Source organism: Paenibacillus sp. FSL H7-0942 (assembly GCF_045040715.1).
Taxonomy (GTDB): domain Bacteria; phylum Bacillota; class Bacilli; order Paenibacillales; family Paenibacillaceae; genus Paenibacillus; species Paenibacillus amylolyticus.
In genome coordinates this window covers 6,755,087-6,773,012 of sequence record NZ_CP150279.1, presented here as the reverse complement: position 1 = coordinate 6,773,012, position 17,926 = coordinate 6,755,087, and the positions used below count along the sequence as shown (strand labels likewise).

At 43.3% G+C, this 17,926-nt stretch carries 17 protein-coding genes; 9 read left to right on the top strand and 8 right to left on the bottom strand.

Features of this window, described 5'->3' with window-relative positions; translation table 11 throughout:
- Positions 1-80: 80 nt before the first annotated feature.
- The 5 genes from MHI48_RS29645 to MHI48_RS29625 all read right to left on the bottom strand — a co-directional run bounded on the left by MHI48_RS29645 (position 81) and on the right by MHI48_RS29625 (position 5,047).
- The gene (locus MHI48_RS29645) at positions 81-971 is read right to left on the bottom strand and encodes a hypothetical protein (protein WP_036612264.1); all 891 of its coding nucleotides are present in this window, start codon (positions 969-971) and stop codon (positions 81-83) included.
- A 271-nt stretch (positions 972-1,242) separates the two neighbouring features.
- Positions 1,243-1,869 (bottom strand): hypothetical protein, encoded by a 627-nt coding sequence (locus tag MHI48_RS29640; RefSeq protein ID WP_076329213.1) that lies wholly within the window; start codon positions 1,867-1,869, stop codon positions 1,243-1,245.
- Between the two features lie 53 nt (positions 1,870-1,922).
- Positions 1,923-2,510 (bottom strand): matrixin family metalloprotease, encoded by a 588-nt coding sequence (locus tag MHI48_RS29635; protein ID WP_051447258.1) that lies wholly within the window; start codon positions 2,508-2,510, stop codon positions 1,923-1,925.
- Between the two features lie 817 nt (positions 2,511-3,327).
- A complete protein-coding gene (locus tag MHI48_RS29630) occupies positions 3,328-4,014 on the bottom strand; it encodes a 4'-phosphopantetheinyl transferase superfamily protein (RefSeq protein WP_076329214.1) in 687 nt (228 codons plus the stop codon).
- A gap of 160 nt (positions 4,015-4,174) precedes the next feature.
- Positions 4,175-5,047 carry an arylamine N-acetyltransferase gene (locus tag MHI48_RS29625; protein ID WP_076329215.1) on the bottom strand — a complete coding sequence of 291 codons (873 nt, stop codon included), beginning with the start codon at positions 5,045-5,047 and terminating at the stop codon, positions 4,175-4,177.
- A gap of 289 nt (positions 5,048-5,336) precedes the next feature.
- Between MHI48_RS29625 and greA the strand changes: the two genes are divergently transcribed.
- From greA to rlmN, 3 genes are all read left to right on the top strand, one after another.
- Positions 5,337-5,813, top strand: a complete 477-nt coding sequence (gene greA / locus MHI48_RS29620; RefSeq protein WP_036612258.1) for a transcription elongation factor GreA — start codon at positions 5,337-5,339, stop codon at positions 5,811-5,813.
- Positions 5,814-6,096: 283 nt separating this feature from the next.
- Positions 6,097-7,452, top strand: coding sequence for a sodium-dependent transporter (locus MHI48_RS29615; RefSeq protein ID WP_076329216.1), 1,356 nt, complete (start codon positions 6,097-6,099; stop codon positions 7,450-7,452).
- A gap of 179 nt (positions 7,453-7,631) precedes the next feature.
- Positions 7,632-8,726, top strand: coding sequence for a 23S rRNA (adenine(2503)-C(2))-methyltransferase RlmN (gene rlmN, locus MHI48_RS29610; protein WP_076329217.1), 1,095 nt, complete (start codon positions 7,632-7,634; stop codon positions 8,724-8,726).
- 158 nt (positions 8,727-8,884) lie between these two features.
- Here rlmN and MHI48_RS29605 read toward each other — a convergent pair whose 3' ends face one another.
- Complete coding sequence (locus MHI48_RS29605) at positions 8,885-9,328, bottom strand: GNAT family N-acetyltransferase (protein ID WP_076329218.1); 444 nt, start codon at positions 9,326-9,328, stop codon at positions 8,885-8,887.
- A 212-nt stretch (positions 9,329-9,540) separates the two neighbouring features.
- On the opposite strand from MHI48_RS29605, the gene MHI48_RS29600 reads away from it, so the two are divergent.
- From MHI48_RS29600 to MHI48_RS29580, 5 genes are all read left to right on the top strand, one after another.
- On the top strand, positions 9,541-9,981 hold the full coding sequence (locus MHI48_RS29600) for a MarR family winged helix-turn-helix transcriptional regulator (RefSeq protein WP_076329280.1): 441 nt from the start codon (positions 9,541-9,543) through the stop codon (positions 9,979-9,981).
- Between the two features lie 101 nt (positions 9,982-10,082).
- Complete coding sequence (locus MHI48_RS29595) at positions 10,083-11,192, top strand: glycosyl hydrolase family 8 (protein ID WP_076329219.1); 1,110 nt, start codon at positions 10,083-10,085, stop codon at positions 11,190-11,192.
- Between the two features lie 112 nt (positions 11,193-11,304).
- Positions 11,305-12,180 (top strand): diguanylate cyclase domain-containing protein, encoded by an 876-nt coding sequence (locus tag MHI48_RS29590; protein WP_036612242.1) that lies wholly within the window; start codon positions 11,305-11,307, stop codon positions 12,178-12,180.
- Positions 12,181-12,340: 160 nt separating this feature from the next.
- Positions 12,341-13,636: a glycosyltransferase family 2 protein gene (locus tag MHI48_RS29585; protein WP_036612238.1), complete on the top strand. Its 1,296-nt coding sequence runs from the start codon at positions 12,341-12,343 to the stop codon at positions 13,634-13,636.
- 146 nt (positions 13,637-13,782) lie between these two features.
- Entirely contained in the window at positions 13,783-14,511 is a 729-nt protein-coding gene (locus tag MHI48_RS29580) for a class I SAM-dependent methyltransferase (protein WP_076329220.1), read from the top strand.
- A gap of 199 nt (positions 14,512-14,710) precedes the next feature.
- On the opposite strand, the gene MHI48_RS29575 is transcribed toward MHI48_RS29580, so the two are convergent.
- Both MHI48_RS29575 and MHI48_RS29570 read right to left on the bottom strand, forming a co-directional pair.
- On the bottom strand, positions 14,711-15,493 hold the full coding sequence (locus MHI48_RS29575) for an ABC transporter ATP-binding protein (RefSeq protein ID WP_076329221.1): 783 nt from the start codon (positions 15,491-15,493) through the stop codon (positions 14,711-14,713).
- A 78-nt stretch (positions 15,494-15,571) separates the two neighbouring features.
- Positions 15,572-16,795: an MFS transporter gene (locus MHI48_RS29570; RefSeq protein ID WP_076329222.1), complete on the bottom strand. Its 1,224-nt coding sequence runs from the start codon at positions 16,793-16,795 to the stop codon at positions 15,572-15,574.
- Positions 16,796-16,912: 117 nt separating this feature from the next.
- Between MHI48_RS29570 and MHI48_RS29565 the strand changes: the two genes are divergently transcribed.
- The gene (locus MHI48_RS29565; RefSeq protein ID WP_076329223.1) at positions 16,913-17,716 is read left to right on the top strand and encodes a helix-turn-helix domain-containing protein; all 804 of its coding nucleotides are present in this window, start codon (positions 16,913-16,915) and stop codon (positions 17,714-17,716) included.
- Positions 17,717-17,926: the final 210 nt, after the last annotated feature.

The following is a 17,926-nucleotide window of genomic DNA, read 5'->3' as shown; positions in this document are numbered from 1 at the left end:
CGGAGATCATCTTCTAGAAGCCGTATAGATATTTTGTAAGAAATGTCCTTTACATAAGGTGTAGTTTATTTTCAAATTTATTATCTATCTTTAATAATTACCCAGCACTTAACCAAATAAAATAGTTCATTATCAAACTGCCAAATCCATTCAGATTCCTTCAGAATATTGCTTTGAGGTATATGATGTAAAATAGACTCAGATGTTACTCGTCCATTAATGACCAATCCCCCTTTTATTAATTCAATTTGACTTTGAATGTTTTCATCCATCATTAAAGCTGGATCGTTTATAACTTTGGTAAGAGGTAGAGGGGAGTTATCTATAGAACCCCACGCATATTGTTCTGAAGATATTATTCCTATACCACCTCGTTTAAGTAAATCCCAAACTTGCTTTACATGTCTGTCAGCGATTATATCTCCTAATTCTTTTGTCATAACTATCACTTCGTCGTTTGAAGAATGATCAGTTATCTTAGATATAGGAAGGATTAACTGACTAGAAACAGTCGAAGAAATAGCTAACGAATATTGAGTTTGAAATATTTTGATTGGACATAATTCAGCACTAAAAAGTTGTTGTAACAATTCCTTAACTGCAACAGAATTTTTGTCTAAGTCCTGAAGATCTAAAATGGAAATTTGCTCAGGATAACCTACTATATCCCTAGTAATTAAATTAACTTTACTTTGCAACTCCGTATCTACTCTATCCTTAGCCTTAATTAAGGTTGCAGAATCTACATCTAGTAAATCAGTTTGTTCATAGTTTTCAACGATTTCATTGAATGGAAGATCGTATAAATTTCCTGCACCAATTATTACGCTGTTATCAAAGTTTTCACCAAAAAACTCGGAAATGCCAATAATCTTTTTTAACTCATTTCGATGTGAGTCCCAAGTTGATGGAAGTTCGAATTGATTAATCTTATTAAAGAACTCTTGAATTATTGCAACATCTTTATTCATAATCAGTTTTGTCATCTCCAATATGTTTATTAACTGTTTACTGAACTTTGTGAAAAGCGATATAATACAATGATTCTTTTTGCAATTTGGAGATTGATTTTGATCATTATAGATAATATTTCTAAAATAAAATCTAACAACCTGCCTCCATATCATTAAAGTGGGCTGGTTGTTAGATTTTTTATATTTTTTGAATTCACCGAAAACATAAAACTATTTAAGTAAAGTAAATTAAAAAATATTAACCTCATTTATATCTTTATCAGATTTCTTACATATTAAACATGTCTAAAATCTCATTCTTAATTCGTTCATGTTCAAAAAGTTCTTCGTTCTTTCCTTCAACTGAAATTATATCAGATGTATTATTCTGTTCAGCGGAGAATGAATTTGGTGTTGAAATCTTATCATTTAAATCAAACACTCCATTTTCCCTATTAATAATACTATAATCTCCAAAAGTGTTTTTCTTTAACGCAATAATGTAAGTGTGCCCTTTCTGCATTTCAACGTAGCCATCACGTGTGATTTTTTGTTTGCCATCCAAACTTTGGACATAAGAGACGGGTTCAATAACTGTTAAAAACTCTTCGTTCCAGTCCCCCTTTAGAATATTCTCCACTCTCAGCTCTGTTTTAGTAGAAAAATCTTGAACTGCTCCGGTTAAATAAGTAGTAACATCATGTTCACGATCATCAAAATCTGCAACAGGACTCGCGATGACAACCAGTTCTGCTGAACTGACCAAACTATCTGCGTTATCATATGATATGTAGGTTGAATCTACATCCACTATTCCACTTTTATAGCTGTTAAATATGAAAAAGTAATAAGCAGCAAAAAGTCCAAGGACTATAGCAAAGCCTGTAATCCACTTTTTCTTATGATTTATCAACATTCTCAAAACCTCCAATTAAATTAGATGATTATTAAAATAAAGGTAATACTGATTTAATTTCCCCATTTACTCTTTAATTCAGCTTTATCATACGTTTGTGGTCCAAAAATAGTCTCTTGAGAATTAGACTTTGGTTTCATTATTGATTTAGAGGCATTGCTACCTGTTGTATGGGCCAAGCCAAGTGCGTGTCCGAATTCGTGCGATACAATTGACTTACGAAGGTCACTAGTATTCATTTTGCCGGCAGATATAGTGTTATGATAAAGCGATATTACAGAGTAATCCCAGTTAAATAGGTCAGGTGGTGCAATAATATTAGCAGGCCAAGATATCATATATGGCATTGCTTGACCCAGAGTCTCAGCGTCTGTAGTAGTTCCAACATAAACTTCATCCGTGCTATTCCCGGTTTTAACAGTAGTTTTACCTATATTAACCTTTGAGGATATCCCGTTCCAGCTTTGTCTACCTGCATCAACAGAGCCCGTATAACCGTATGAACTTACGGAAGAGTCATACCAGGCCGAGTACTTGCCCTCAAGCCTTTTTTTTGAGAAAACATCCGCCGATACAAAACTTGAAAACAATACTACTGAACTTAAAACAGTAAGGGCAACAGCAATTTTTTTTCTTTTCATAATTTTCTTCCTCTCAGTATATTCTATAATTCAAAAAAATCCCTAATTGCTCATGTCTTCAAAAGATAATGAGTATCTTTATTTCTTTGTTAAGAGAATTATTTGGCAGGCACGAATTGAAAATATAAACCACTCATATCTATATTAAAAAAAGAGAGCCTAATGTTACATATCAAAATCCCCTTTCAAAAAGATTAAATCAAAAATTCTAATTATATTTTTAATAACATACCCTGACTATTTCTTTAAAAATTCGGATACTTGAGATAACATATTTTGATTACAATAAATTAATATATCCCATTTAAGTTATAAAAATATATATTTTGATTTTATATTCTTTATAATACATATTTAACCAATGAATATCAATACTCTTTTATTTATTAATTTTAATAAGTTATAAATTAAGTCTAAAAAATAACCAGTGAATTAATATTTTAGCTTATATCATTAAGTTGATTAGTAGAGCGAAATCTAAGATATCTTTCAAATTAAATTGATAGAAATTGAAACACAGGCGCAGTTTCGGTGTGAATATACGAATAAACGTCCTAAGGTAATGTAAAAGGAGATGGTTTTTACTATTCTCACCAAGTCAACTTCAAGATTTGGTATGTTCGTCTAAATAACAGCATAATTTTTTCATAAGAACATTTTTTAGCATTTTTTTTCGCTTGGTTTGCTCTTTACTTTTTTCTTGCCTGCACAAAAAAAACAAACGGCACAGGGTTTTTCCCATGCCGTTATACTTCAATTTTTTTATCCTGGTCTTATCTTTGAGCTTAAATTAATAACATTGGTTTATACCCTGCCTTCATAATAAAACTTGATACATTTCTTCAGTTGTGATGAAATCCGGCTGAGCAGGCAAATCTTCTCCTGCGGAACAAGCTGCCAACATATGTCCGTGATCAAGCCGTAGACTTAGGAATTGATAAGAAGTCGCTTCTGGCGAGTGCCAGTCTCCGTCCACATTACAAATTAGGGCGAAGGAGTCCAATGGTATGGACAACCCCATACCGACTGCCTTGATATAACTTTCCTTCAGCGTCCATAGACGGTAGAAGGTTTCCAGCCGACGATCGTCAGGCTCGGCAGCCAAGAACTGGCTTTCCTTAGGAGAGAAGAAACGCTCTGCAATCTGCATGTCAATTGGAGCTATCTTTTCCACATCCACGCCTAGTTCATCTGTACTGCCGGAGATCAGAGCAATCCAATCACCAGAATGGGAGACGTTGAATTGTACATCCGAATGGTGACTGAGCGAAGGTTTGCCGTAGGAATTACGGGTAAAAGAAAGCTCAGCAGGTCTCAGTCCAGTTAACTTGCTCAAAGTCACACGAGTCAATATCTCTCCCAGCACGGAGCGATACGCGTCAGCCTGACGTACAAAACGCGAAGCCTGAGCACGTCGCTCCGCAGAAACTTGCGATAGCAATTGGTTCCAGTTCGCCTCGGGCAATACTTCTGGAACTTGGAGTACACGAATAGTTATCATCATTAATCACCTGAATACGTATTCGGCGCAGTTCAGTAACTTTCCTTTATATGGAACGTCCCCTCAACTCTTCCTCCCAAATCATCACTATACGGATGCCCCTAACAAGCAAGCCGATTGTCTCGCTTTTCATGTTAAGGCCTCAGGTTTTGCATCTTCCTCTTCATGCTTCCTGTACTCGTTTCCATTCTGTATGCGCAGCCTGTATTCGCTCCCACATATCTTGGCATTCCAGTTCGCTGTAATTCACCAAGGGTTCATAGAATATTTCAGTTAATACGTTACGCCACTCGGTATAATTCCGGATCTCCTTTTTCCGGATTCCTTCCATATCATGTGTTCGAAGCATACATCCACGTAGTTCATGACTGCGGATCTCATTCCGCTGACGAAGCAAAAATACGTTATGCCAAGGTGATTCGACTGCCCGACTGTAGAATTCATGTTTGGGAATGAACTCTTCCAGGCTGGTAATTGCTTCAGGAGCATAGTCCACACCTTCACTTGGCCCATTCGGCTCGTACTCAAGCCGCCATCCCCCAGCCACAACAGATGATGGCATCAATTGGTACGTGAACGGAGCTGAACCATAGGTTCCATAACGAAGTGGCAGAGGTTCAAAGGGCATTCCGCCGAGACCTACATCTACAATCCAGCGTTCAACTGTCGGGTCAGCATCTGGCAGAAGCACAGATAGACCGAGATGGAATGAGTTCACACGGGGTTGTTCCCCATGAGGCTGTACTCCCCCGCGATGCCAATCAACCGTATAACCCAGCGAGCGGAGAAGAACACTAAATGCACCATTTAGATGAAAGCAGTAGCCGCTACGTCCCTGTAATATAAGCTGAATTGAATCTTGAAGACTGATTTCCGCAGGAAGACCTGCAAAAATATCGAGCGTTTGCCAGGATAAATATTGCACATGTGCTCGCTGGAGTTCAAATAAGAATTCCAGTGTAGGTTCCTTTATATCATCTATGCCGATCCGTTTCAGATAGGCCTGTATTTCAGCTGTATTCAATAGTTCAGTCATTCAGATCACCTCACGTCATATAGTGGGCTGCATGTGGTAGTCATAAAACGTCTGCTGCCCTGAGTTCATTGTAAAAGTCAACGGGTGAAAACAACATCATTAGTTGAGAAGATTGTATCGGTACAATTATTGAACAAAGCCTTGAAATTTATCTCAAGAGATGGACATGATTTTGATGTCATTGAAATACAATATATGGATGAGCTATTTCTTTTTCCGGGGTATGCTAACCCTTTGGAGTGGATATAGGTTAGAATATAGATAGATAGCAGGATTAGGAGATGGAAAAATGGCTAATGATGAAGTGATTTTGACACAGGAAGGCTTGGAAAAGCTGGAGGACGAACTGAAGGATTTGAAGACGGTGAAGCGTAAGGAATTGGCAGCTCGTCTGAAACTCGCGATCAGTTACGGTGACCTGAAGGAAAATAGTGAGTATCATTCAGCCAAAGATGATCAGGCCTTTATGGAGACCCGGATTTTGATTCTGGAGAAGATGCTGACAAAAGCAAGAGTCATCTCTTCAGACAATATAGACTCCAACAAAGTGAGCATTGGATCCACGGTGTTGCTTAATGACATTGAGTTCGCCGAGAAGATTGAATATAAAGTGGTTGGCCCTGCCGAGGCCGATGTTGCGGATAATAAAATTTCGTACGAGAGCCCGCTGGGCAAGGAGATAATGGGCAAAGAAGTGGGCAGCGTCATTCATGTCAATGCTCCGATGGGCGTTATCAAGTACGAGTTACTTCAAATTAAAGTGTAATTCAAAAAGAGAGGTGCTCCGCAGTCATCCAAATGGCTGAGGGGACACCTCTTTTTGATTCTATTGGGCTTTGAACAGTTGGGAATACGGATTTGTTGAAATTTCATACGGTTGGACTAACGGACTTTATCACATACTGTGTTTAAGGAACTTATGAGATGAAGATTTCCGTGCGTTTTATATGTAAAAAAATAACATTTCGACAAATTTCGAATTTCGAATGACCTGACAAGGTGAGTAGTATATAATTACGGGAAAACTTTAAAGTGATGGAGTAGATACGATGAATTTTAGTAAGCCTAATCTAGATCAAGACAACGCTGGCAAAGGAGAACGTTTCTCCCAAGCTGGATTTATCCTGGCGGCCATTGGTAGTTCGGTTGGTCTGGGCAACATGTGGAAATTCCCGTACATTACGGGTGAGAACGGAGGGGCTGCGTTTTTCCTGCTCTTCATCGTTTGTTTGCTGCTGATTGGTCTGCCAGTGCTCCTGGCTGAACTTGCAATTGGTCGCAGTGGCAGAGGTAGTGCAGCTACGGCTTTTATCAAAGCAGGTGGACATAAAGGTTGGCTCGCAGCCGGTTTGCTGCAAGTACTGACTCCTTTTATCATCCTCTCTTTTTATGTCATTATTGCAGGGTGGACCTTGCAATATGCAATTACGTCATTCAGTGGAACATTGTTTAACAATCCGGATTATGCCGGACAGTTCGACTCCTTCATAGGTGGTTATATGCCGATTGTATGGCAACTGGTCGCGGTCCTAATTACAGGCTGGATTGTAGCCAAAGGGGTATCTAACGGAATCGAGAAGTTTAACAAGGTACTGATTCCGGCGATGTTGGTACTGCTCATTATCCTGATGATTCGTGCAGTTACATTGCCGGGTGCGGGAGCTGGGGTATCCTTCTTCCTGAATCCGGACTTCTCACAGCTTACAACGGAATCCGCACTGGTAGCGCTTGGACATGCCTTCTTCTCCCTGTCACTGGGGATGGGTATTCTTGTAACCTACGGTTCTTATGTGGATAAAAATCAATCTCTCGGTGCGGCAACCGTCGCCGTTGGTGCAGGTGACCTGATCTATGCATTCATTGCGGGTCTAATCATCTTCCCAACAACATTCTCGTTTGGTATTGCACCGGACCAAGGACCGTCACTGATCTTTGTGGCACTTCCGGCGGCCTTCTCGGCGATGCCACTTGGTTTCTTGTTTGGTGGCCTGTTCTTCATCCTGTTGGCTATTGCGGCATTAACGTCAGCAGTATCCTTGCTGGAAGTTCCAGTGAAATATTTCATGGAACGTTTGTCCTGGAGCCGCAGTCGTGCGGTATGGGTTATATCACTCGCGGTCTTCATCGTGGGACTTCCTTCGGTATTGTCGCTCGGCTTGCTGCCTGAATGGACGATTGGATCGAAGAGTGTGTTCGACTGGATGGACTTTGTAGCATCCAACATCCTGCTGCCTGTAGGTGGACTGCTTGTAACGATTTTTGCCGGATACTTCTGGAAAACGGCTGCGGAAGCTTCCGGCCTGCGTTCCGGATGGTTCCGGGTGTGGCTGTTCATGCTGCGTTACGTGGCTCCGATCCTGGTTCTGCTGGTTCTACTGCACACATCCGGTATCATTCACTTCTAATGGTGAAGACCCGATAGGGTGAAATATGGTCTGTTGTGCAGATTTACCATGGATAAAACCTCTTGGAAGAAATGCAAAAGCCCTTGTTTTCCCTCGTCAATTTTGGGACAATACGGAGTAGAGGTTTTTTGGGTAGGACCGATAAGCCATATGCTTTTTTGCGAAAAGAGGATTATACAATGAACAAATCATCCATATATGGATTAACATTAGAGCAATTACGTTCCTGGCTACCGGAGCATGGGCAGAAAAAATCCCGTGCATCCCGGATCTGGGAATGGTTATATCAAGAGCGTGTACACGATTTCCCCGCGATGTCCGATGTCCGTCAGGAATGTCTGGATGTTCTTTCAGAGCACTTCACAATGAACTCGCTGAGCGAACATGTGAAGCAGGAATCGGCAGATGGTACCGTGAAGTTTCTGCTTCGGATGCAGGACGGCAACCTGATTGAGACCGTATTGATGCGACAGAAATACGGACTTACCGTCTGTGTAACCACACAAGTGGGCTGTAATATTGGCTGTAGCTTCTGTGCGAGCGGTCTGATCAAGAAGAGCCGTGACCTGACCGCTGGAGAGATTGTGGAACAGATTATGCATGTGCAGCGACATCTGGATGCAGCGGGTCAAGACGAACGGGTAACCAACGTGGTTGTGATGGGGATTGGCGAACCATTCGACAACTTCCAGCACATGAGTGATTTCATCGAAGTCATCAAGGATCGCAAAGGACTGGCACTTGCCGCCAAACGGATTACTGTATCCACGAGTGGCCTTCCGGACAAAATCAAGGAATTTGCAGACAGTAGTCTGCAGGTTAACCTGGCGATCTCTCTGCATGCACCGAACAATGAACTGCGTACACACATCATGAAGATCAACCGGGCTTTCCCGATCGAGCAATTGATGGATGCGGTGGATTATTATCTGGCTACAACGAACAAACGCATCATGTTTGAGTACATCCTGCTACGTGATGTTAACGATCAACGTGAGCATGCCGCGGAGCTCGCTGAACTGTTGTCCAGTCGCAGAAGTATGGTCAGTGTGAATCTGATTCCATACAACCCGGTGGATGAGCACAGTCAGTATCAACGGAGTACAGAAGAATCGATTCTGGGCTTCTATGATACGCTCAAAAAGAACAACATCAACTCCACTGTACGTATGGAACATGGTACGGATATCGATGCTGCTTGCGGACAGTTGCGCAGTAAACAAATGAAGAACAACGCTGCCGAATCCGAGCCAGACCGTCTGGCACTGGGATAAGATACAACGCGGAGCTGGCAGGTAAGTTAGGATACTTAGTTTCTCTTATCGGTGCCTCTACGTGCCATCTACCGTTGTTGAGTTCGCGAATGCGTTGCCTTAATGCAAAACGCCTCTGTAATCACTGAGAAGTGATAACGGAGGCGTTTTTTGGAATGTCATGATTTTAGTTTTTTGGTCATCAGCAGATGGGGAATGCCGTCTTCCATAAATACTTCCGAAGCGGGTGCATATCCGAGACGTTCGTAGAACCCGGAAGCTTGTACCTGGGCGTGCAGCTTGGCTTTCTCAAGACCATCAGCAACAGCCATCTGCTCCAGCTTGTCGATCAGCACACGGCCTAGGCCGTGTTTGCGGTAATCAAGCATGACACAGATCCGTTCCAATTTGGCGACCTGTTCCACAATGCGCAGTCTGGAGGAAGCAGCAGGTACACCGTCTACGTAGAGCAGAATGTGGCGTGCCTCCGCGTCTAATGTATCATAAGCATCGAATTCATCCGCTGCGGGCACGCCTTGTTCTTCGACGAAAATAGCAGTACGAATGGCGAAGCAGGCATCGAGCAATTCCTGATTAGTAACTTCAATAATCGTTGTATTCATGAATGTTTCTCCTTTGGACGATAGTAATCATATCCGGGCATGATAAACTGGTATATAGCATAATCATTGCAGCCGTTCCATGTGAGTATCATGGTTAAAATTTAATCCAATTTAACTGTAGTTATATCACTATTTATGTTGTGAATGCAACAATTTTATAAAAGGGCGTGAGCGCATTGTCTGATAAAAAAGAAGTGTTGCGTGAAATTGGCATGATTGCCCGCTGTCTGGATTCGATCAGCAATGTCGAATTTCAACATCTGAACTTGTCCCGAGGCCAATATCTGTATCTTTATCGCATATGTGAGAATCCGGGCATTATTCCTAACCAGCTGGCTGAACTGATCAAAGTAGATCGAACGACAGCGGCCAGAGCGATTAGCAAACTCGAATCCGATGGATTTATTGTCAAACAGTCGGCAATAGACAATAAGAAGAACAAGTTGTTATATCCGACAGAAGCTGGCCTGAAAGCATGGGAATTCATTCGTAAAGAGGGCGAGCATTCAGACCAGGTGACGCTGGACGGCTTTACGGATGAAGAGATAGAGACAACGGTTAAGCTTCTCCGCCGAATGCGCCACAACATCGAGGTAGACTGGAAATTTGTCAAAAAGGGTGGACGGCGACCCTACATGGATACCTCAGAATGAACAATACCTCTATCCTTGACCCCTACAGCCCAGACCCTAGCCGAACCGATCTCAAGGAGCAGAGTCATTATCTCACAACAGCAAAAGTACAGGAGGGAATCATGAAGAGAATGAACCGGAAAACAGTAACGTGGTTGGTCATATTGGTGGTCAGTATTGCAGCAGCGTTCATTATTTTCATGAAGGAGCGGTTCGTGATGAATGAATTATCCCCTACAGTATCCTTTGTCCAAGATCATATGACCAATCCCAATGGTTTACTTGCATCCTATTTGCAGGATGCCACATCCGAAAAAGCGGATATCGTAGCAGGCAGAGAGGTTTTATCTGAATCAATTGGTCTTTGGATGCAATATGCTGTAGCCAAGAACGATCAGGCGTTATTTGAGCAAAGCTATGAGCTGCTGACGACCTATTTCCTCATGCCGCAAAAATATATTGCCTGGAAGCTGGATGCTGAGGGAAAATCTCACGTGACCACCAACGCGCTCGGTGATGATTTCCGAATTGTCGGTGCCTTATTAAAGGCAGCAGATCAATGGCAACAGGGAAGAGAAGCCAAACTGGCAACGGCCTCGGATATTTCCCGTACACTGACGCAGTCGGTTCAGAATAAAGGATATTATGTTGATTTTCACGATTTTGGCAATGGTTACTCCGCGGATATGTTAAGCCTGGTTTATGTGGATCTACCGTCTCTCCAATTAATGGAGAAGCATGAATTGCTGGAGCCGGGCACATATGCCAAATACGAATCCATGTTGAAGAGTATGCCGGATGACGGGATATTTTATCCAAAAACATTCAATGTGGGGACGAAAGAGTATACATATGATGACACAGTGAATCTGATTGATCAGCTGATCGTAGCGAACCATCTAACTGCGACCAGCCGCAAACCGGACAAGCTCATTGCTTTTTTGAAAAAAGAATTCAATACCCGTCATCAGCTGCCGGGACAATATAAGCGTAGTACTCGCACACCTGCGGTATCTTACCAATCTCCATCCGTATATGGACTCGCGATGCTGCTTGCGGTTCAGTCAGGTGATCCAAAATGGGCGAAACAGCTGTATAAGCATATGATCAGCATGCGTAGTCTGGACGCCAGTTATCCAGGCGGATATGTATTTAGTGGAAACACACATATGTTTGATAACCTGTTTCCTTTGCTTGGGGAGACTGAATTACAAAAGTTACTTAAAAAGTAATAAAAATGTCATTTAATATATTCAACAATGTGTTAACATGATGTTTGTCTATTCATGTCATATATTGTTTACTCGAAATATCACTAACCAATCTACTGGAGAGAAGAAACCTATGAGGAATAAAGCACCCATCCTTCGTATTGCATGGGGATATGCGAGTTTGATTGGATTAGCCGTAATCCAGCAGCTCGTTGTCTATCTTAAGATTTATATGAATCAGAGTTATACTACACTGGATGTGGTGTTTAGCATTGTGTCGCTTGGAGCGCTGATCCTGGGTTTTGTGATACCTGTCGGGGTATCTGTCGTCGCCGGATTTATCTATCTGGTCTCTTATTTTGTATGGCTTGTTACCTACGCGGATGTAAGTGTACTTACGTTCTCTTGGTGGCTGCTCATTCCAGCCAATGTGGCTGTGGCTGCTTTTATCAAGGCAAGTCTTGTGCGCAATGCGCGTGTCATGGAGCGTCTGCAGGAGCTTCAGGAGCGTAATCCGGAGATTGATCTGGATACCTCCCTGGGCAATAAGGATGCACTTGCGGATACGCTTGTTAAGCAAAGTAATCTAGCTAGACGTTATTCGGAGCAATATGGATTCAGCATGGCGATGTTCAAGATCGAGTTTTTGCCGTTGGTACTGGAATCACTCGGTTCCGTACGTTATGCACAGTTCCTTCTTGAACTATCCACTACCATACAGAAGCAGATTCGGTTTGAGGATTATAAATTTTTTGTGGATCGAGGACGCTTTGTGATTATCTGTCCAATGACCAATGTGGAGTACTTGCCCATCCTGACACAACGGATCAAAAAAGCCATGATGGATCTGCAAATCATCGATAAAAAGGGAAATGAGTTGCAGACGGTTATTCGATCGGGTGCACTGGTATTCCAGAAGGAACAATTCAGTAAGTATGAGGATATCGATGCTGTTATTGCGGCACTGGAACGGAACACAGAGACAGATCTCATTGGTGAATACATCTAGATGCTATGGGGGAGGAGTATTTCTGTGAATTATTTAACATGGTTTGTTCCATTATGTATTGTAGTTAGCAGTTTCTTTGCCATTACGATTCTTATATTAACCTTTGCGACTCTTCGTTTTCGAGGGAAAATTAACAGGAAATATGATCGGAGGAAATTGAATGGCTGATTTCCTGCTGTTGATGTCCATCCTCAGTATTTGGATATCCGTCACCGAGTCGATTGTCATTATGGCTGGAGCTATTCGTTTCATTAACAAACAAGAAAAAAAGGGAATTCAAATTCCTGAAAGTATGGATGATTACCCCACTGTGACTGTCATGGTGCCTGCGCATAATGAAGGGGTAGTTATCGTGTCTACCGTTGAGCATATATTGCGTCTGAACTACCCTGAGCATAAAGTTCAAGTTATTGTTATTGCAGATAATTGTACAGATAATACAGCAGAGCGCCTGAAGGAACTCAAGGCCAAGACGAGTTATGCAGATCGTGACTTTACCATTCTGGAGCGTACCGGTACAGGTGGGAAGTCGGGAGCTTTGAATGATGGCCTTGAACTGGCGTGGGGAGAATGGATATGTATCTATGACGCAGATGCGGCGCCTGAGCGGAATGCATTGATGTTTTTGACACAAAAAGCATTGGAAAACCCGGAGAAGTATGGTGCTGTATTTGGTCGAAACAAAGCTCGTAATCGGGGTCAGAATTTTCTCTCCCGTTGCATTAATCTGGAACTTGTAACGGTCCAACGTGTTCACCATACGGGGCTATGGGAGTTATTCAAACTGGGCACGATTCCTGGTACGAACTATATTATCAAGGCAGCACTGATCCGTGAGATTGGTGGATGGGACCCTGATGCGATCACGGAAGATACGGCCGTGTCGTTTGATATTCTTACTCGGGGACAGCTTATTGCATTAGCGCCACAAGCAGAGGCTTACCAGCAGGAACCTGAGCAATTATCGGTATATATGAAACAGCGCCAGCGCTGGTCCAAGGGAAATTACCAGGTTGTTATCGACAATGTGAAGCATTTATTTGACCGTACTAGCTGGAGAATTAAACTGCATGTTCTGTACTATGCTGCAAGTTATTTCTGGTTTATGATCGCTATTATTGTATCGGATATTATTTTTGTCTCGAATCTAGTGTATCAGGTTATTGCATTATTTAATCCGAATGTCATTTCTCCCTTCCAGTTCTCAGGGGATGTTTACGTGTATCTCGTAATAGCATGGGCATTAATGTACTACATTTATGTACTACAAATTAATCTCGCACTCTCAGCAGATATTGGGCAAAGCAATACGCAGAATTTTATTGTGGCCTGCCTCTCCTATTTCACATATGCCCAGTTATTTCTGGTCATATCCGTCAAAGCATTTATCTCGCTTATTGGAGATAAGCTATTCCGGAGAGAAACCAAATGGTACAAAACGCAGCGTTTTGGCTGAGAAACATCAACTTATAAATGAAGGGCTGTTTTCTGGATTCGTTCAGAAGGCAGTCTTTTTTACTATGGAAAGATTGGTTGGCATTATGTATACTCTTTCAGGCTGTACATATTGAACGTTGCATAAAGGAAACGGAGGCGTGTGGAATGAGCGACAGGGGACCTGAGTTTTACGATAATGAGGAAAACTTTGAGAAGTATATGGAACGTCGCAAGTGGCAGGAGAATGCCAATGATACGTTAGAGAAACCCGTTATGCTAGAGCTGATCGGAGACGTTGCGGGCAAGAGCATACTGGATCTTGGCTGCGGGGATGCGAGGTTTGGCGTAGAATTGCTCCGTTCTGGTCAAGAGGGTACAACTTACACGGGAGTTGAAGGTTCACTGAATATGGTGCGGGCAGCTAACGAATCGGTTAAAGGCACGAATGCACAGATTGAACAGGCATTCATGGAAGACTGGACCTATCCGGCAGGTACATACGATCTGGTTATATCCCGACTGGCTATTCACTATATTGAGGATGTGGAGAGCCTATTCCACAAGATATATAACACGTTAAATGAAAATGGCACATTCATATTTTCGGTAGAACATCCTGTTATTACATCCACCCTGCAGCCCTCGGGAACCCGAACCAATTGGGTAGTTGATCAGTATTTTGTGGAAGGATTCCGTGAGCAGCAGTGGCTGGGCGGTTCTGTGAAAAAGATGCATCGTTTCATTGAATCCTACTTTATGGCATTGCAGCGGGCAGGGTTCCGTGTAGAACATTTACGTGAGTCAGCACCACAACGTGCTTATTTTGTAAACGAGGAAACCTATCTGCGCAGGCAACGCATTCCGCTATTTCTGTTTTTAGGTGTGCGAAAATAGGTTAGTGGTGAAACGTATAGATAAATAGATGAAACCGTAAAGTTATACTCATAAATTAGAAAGTTCTACACAGAAAACGGTGGATAACACTAGATATAGCAGTTAAAAGCCCAAAATCTATCCACATGTGGATAAGATATTGGGCTTTTACTGTTAAGTTTCTTCACCTATGTTACGTTTGCTGTGTATAACCCCGCAATTATGAATCCGTCGCAGCTCTGACATAGACACGTTCTCCGTGTCGATCCACTTCCACAGGTGCCTCGAAAAAGTTGCTCAGCACTTCCGTGTTCATCAGATCGCCGGTTACTCCGCTATGGACTATTTCACCCCGGCGAAGCAGGAGGCTGTGACTAAAGACAGGCAATATTTCTTCGGTATGATGGGTGACATAGATGAGTGACGGGGTATCTGGACGCTGTGATAATTCACGGATGCTCTCCAGAAGTCGCTCTCTTGAGAACAGATCCAGTCCATTGCAAGGCTCGTCCAGAATAAGTACGCGCGGATTGGCCATCAGTGCTCGGGCAATAAGAAGTTTCTGTTTCTCCCCTTGAGAACAGGTACGATATTCGCGATCCCATAGGTGCTGACAGCCCAGCGTTTGCATCAATTCCTGTGCCTGACCCAGATCATCATCTGACAGCTTGTCATACAGGCCAATGGTGGCGTGTTTGCCGCTGATCACGACATACTGCGTGCGGTCTGTGCCATGCAATTCCTCTTGCAGAGATGAACTGACCCAGCCAATGGATTTGCGAAGCTGTCTCAGATCCACATCCCCATATTCATGGCCTAACACGGATATCTTGCCTTCGGTCGGCCAGAGATATCCGGTGATCATGTTCAGGAGTGTTGTTTTGCCGGAGCCATTCAGGCCAAGTAACGCCCAGTGTTCACCGTCATTAACTTGCCAGCTTACATCGTTCAGCAGGGTCAGTGGTCCCCTTTTCCAAGTGACATGCTGCACATCAATAATCATGCGTTATTCCTTCCTTCTGTTATCCTCAATTCTCCTAGGTGTATTGTAGTCACAAAATCAGTGAGGTTTCAACGGTTATCACGCTGTTCTTGGTTGGTCCTTGCGCAGAAATACAGCACACACACCAAGCAGTGGCAAAAACGAACATAACTTGATAACAAACGAAATGCTGGTCACGTCAATTAAGGAACCTAACACAACCGAGCCAAGTCCAGCCATGCCAAACGACAGGCCAAAAAACAATCCGGATACCGTTCCAATATGACGAGGAAGCAATTCCTGTGCATAAACAATGATGACGCTGAAGCCGGACATCAGGATGAGTCCAATCATTCCGCATAATACCATGGACAAGACGGGTCCTGCATAAGGTAGCAACAGGGAAAACGGTGCAGTGCCTGCAATGGAGAACCAGATCATCGGTTTGCGTCCGTAGCGGTCAGCGAGTGGGCCGCCGAGCAAGGTTCCGACCATACCTGCAAATTGCAAAATAAACAGACAGATCTGTGCCTGGGAGAGAGGTAAGTCATATGCATCGGCGTAATAGAAGGCGTAATACCCGGTCATGCCAGCAATATATACGAATTTGGAGAATAACAGCAGGATGAGAATTCCCATTGTAAAAGCGATGAATCCCCTGCTCACAGGCTGTGTCACTGGCTCTGCGCCGCTTGATTTTAGAGGGCGTTGCTGACGAGTGCGAGTCTCGGCAAGCTTGTCTCTGTACCAACGACTGACCATAGACTGAATGAAGATGCCGATCAGGGCAAAGCCCATCAGCCATAGAAAACTACGCTGCCCATGTGGCAGCAGGATGAAGGCGACCAGTAATGGAGCAATAGCCTGTCCTGTGTTGCCTCCCACCTGGAAGATTGACTGCGCCATTCCGCGTCCACGGCCGGCTGCCATATGAGCCACGCGTGAGGATTCGGGGTGGAGGATGGATGAGCCTATGCCAATCAATGCTGCCGCAACAAGCAACATCCATAACTCGGAAGACAAGGCTAAGCCGAGAACACCGATCAGGGAGAATAGCATACCTCCGGGAAGCAGGATCGGCATGGGCTTGCGGTCTGACATATAACCGACCAGTGGCTGAAGGACGGATGCGGTAATATTCAGGGTGAAGGCAATCCAGCCCATCTGGGCGAAACTTAGCTGCATGGTCTGCTGGAATAACGGGAAAGCAGACGGAACCACTGTCTGCATCGCATCATTCAGCAGATGGGCGAAGCTGACTCCGGCAAGTGCCCAATTGGCGGAGGAGTTGATTTGCATTTTGCTTAAAGTGGCCTGAGCCATGGGAGATCACCTCGAATTATTTTTTTCAATGATAAAAGATGGGGGCAGATCATGTCTTTGTGAAAAGTGCTTGGAAAGTGAGCACGATTTGCTATAATGTCAGCAGGTGAGCAAACGATGGAATTAAACATGACACTAAATGGGTTGGAATTATGGAAAGCTACCGGAGGGTTCGCGAATGAGCCGCATGTACATGACGACTGGTATCAGCTAACGTTGCCAGTCAGAGGCCAATGTCATCTGGTACAGGAACGGCATGCATACCCGCTAAAAGCAGGGATAGGGATTATTGCTCATCCCCAGACTGAGCATTATTTTGAGATAGGGTCGGATTCGGCTGTCATTGTGATCAAGTTCCGTAAACCGCCATTAGGCAGTTTCGAAGGTGCGGAGTTAAGTGGGGGGCGAGCTGAGTTTCGACCTACCCAGACATTTGATCCTGCTGAGATCAGCAGTCTGTTTCGAGGCTGGAATTCCATTTTGTTAGATGATGTGCCCGAAATGCTGCAAGTGCAGGAAACAGAAATGGCGATCGAGACGTATCTAAGACGTATGTTGACGGGGCAGGAAAATGGAAAAAGGACTGTAAATCCCGGTACATTCATGGACCCTCATCTCCAACGAGTGCTGGATTACATTCACAGTGCCTATACAGGCCCAATGGATATTGATTCGATGGCGATGGTCGCACATCAGAGCCGGTATCATTTTATGCGTTCTTTCAAGGCTCTTACGGGAACAACACCGTATCAATATCTGCTGAATTTGCGCGTAGAAGAAGCGTCCAAGAGGCTTCGTCATACAACGGATTCAGTAACCACAATCAGTTATGAACTGGGATTTTCCAGCGTCAGTCAGTTTTACAGAGCCTTTCAGCGAGTGTATGTTATGACACCGATGGAATATCGGAATCATGTGTAGATTTTAACGGGCAGTCTCGCATATGCGAGACTGTAATTTAGTACGTTACAGCATGCCACTGATTTTTTTGTTGCCAAACATTGAAGACTTTGCTAAGATGGGAAAAAGTTTATGTAAGCGTATACATTTAGATTAAAATTACAACGTTGTAATTATGGTTATGGCAAGTATTGAAAAGAAATAAATACGGTGTAAGGAGGATTATTTCTA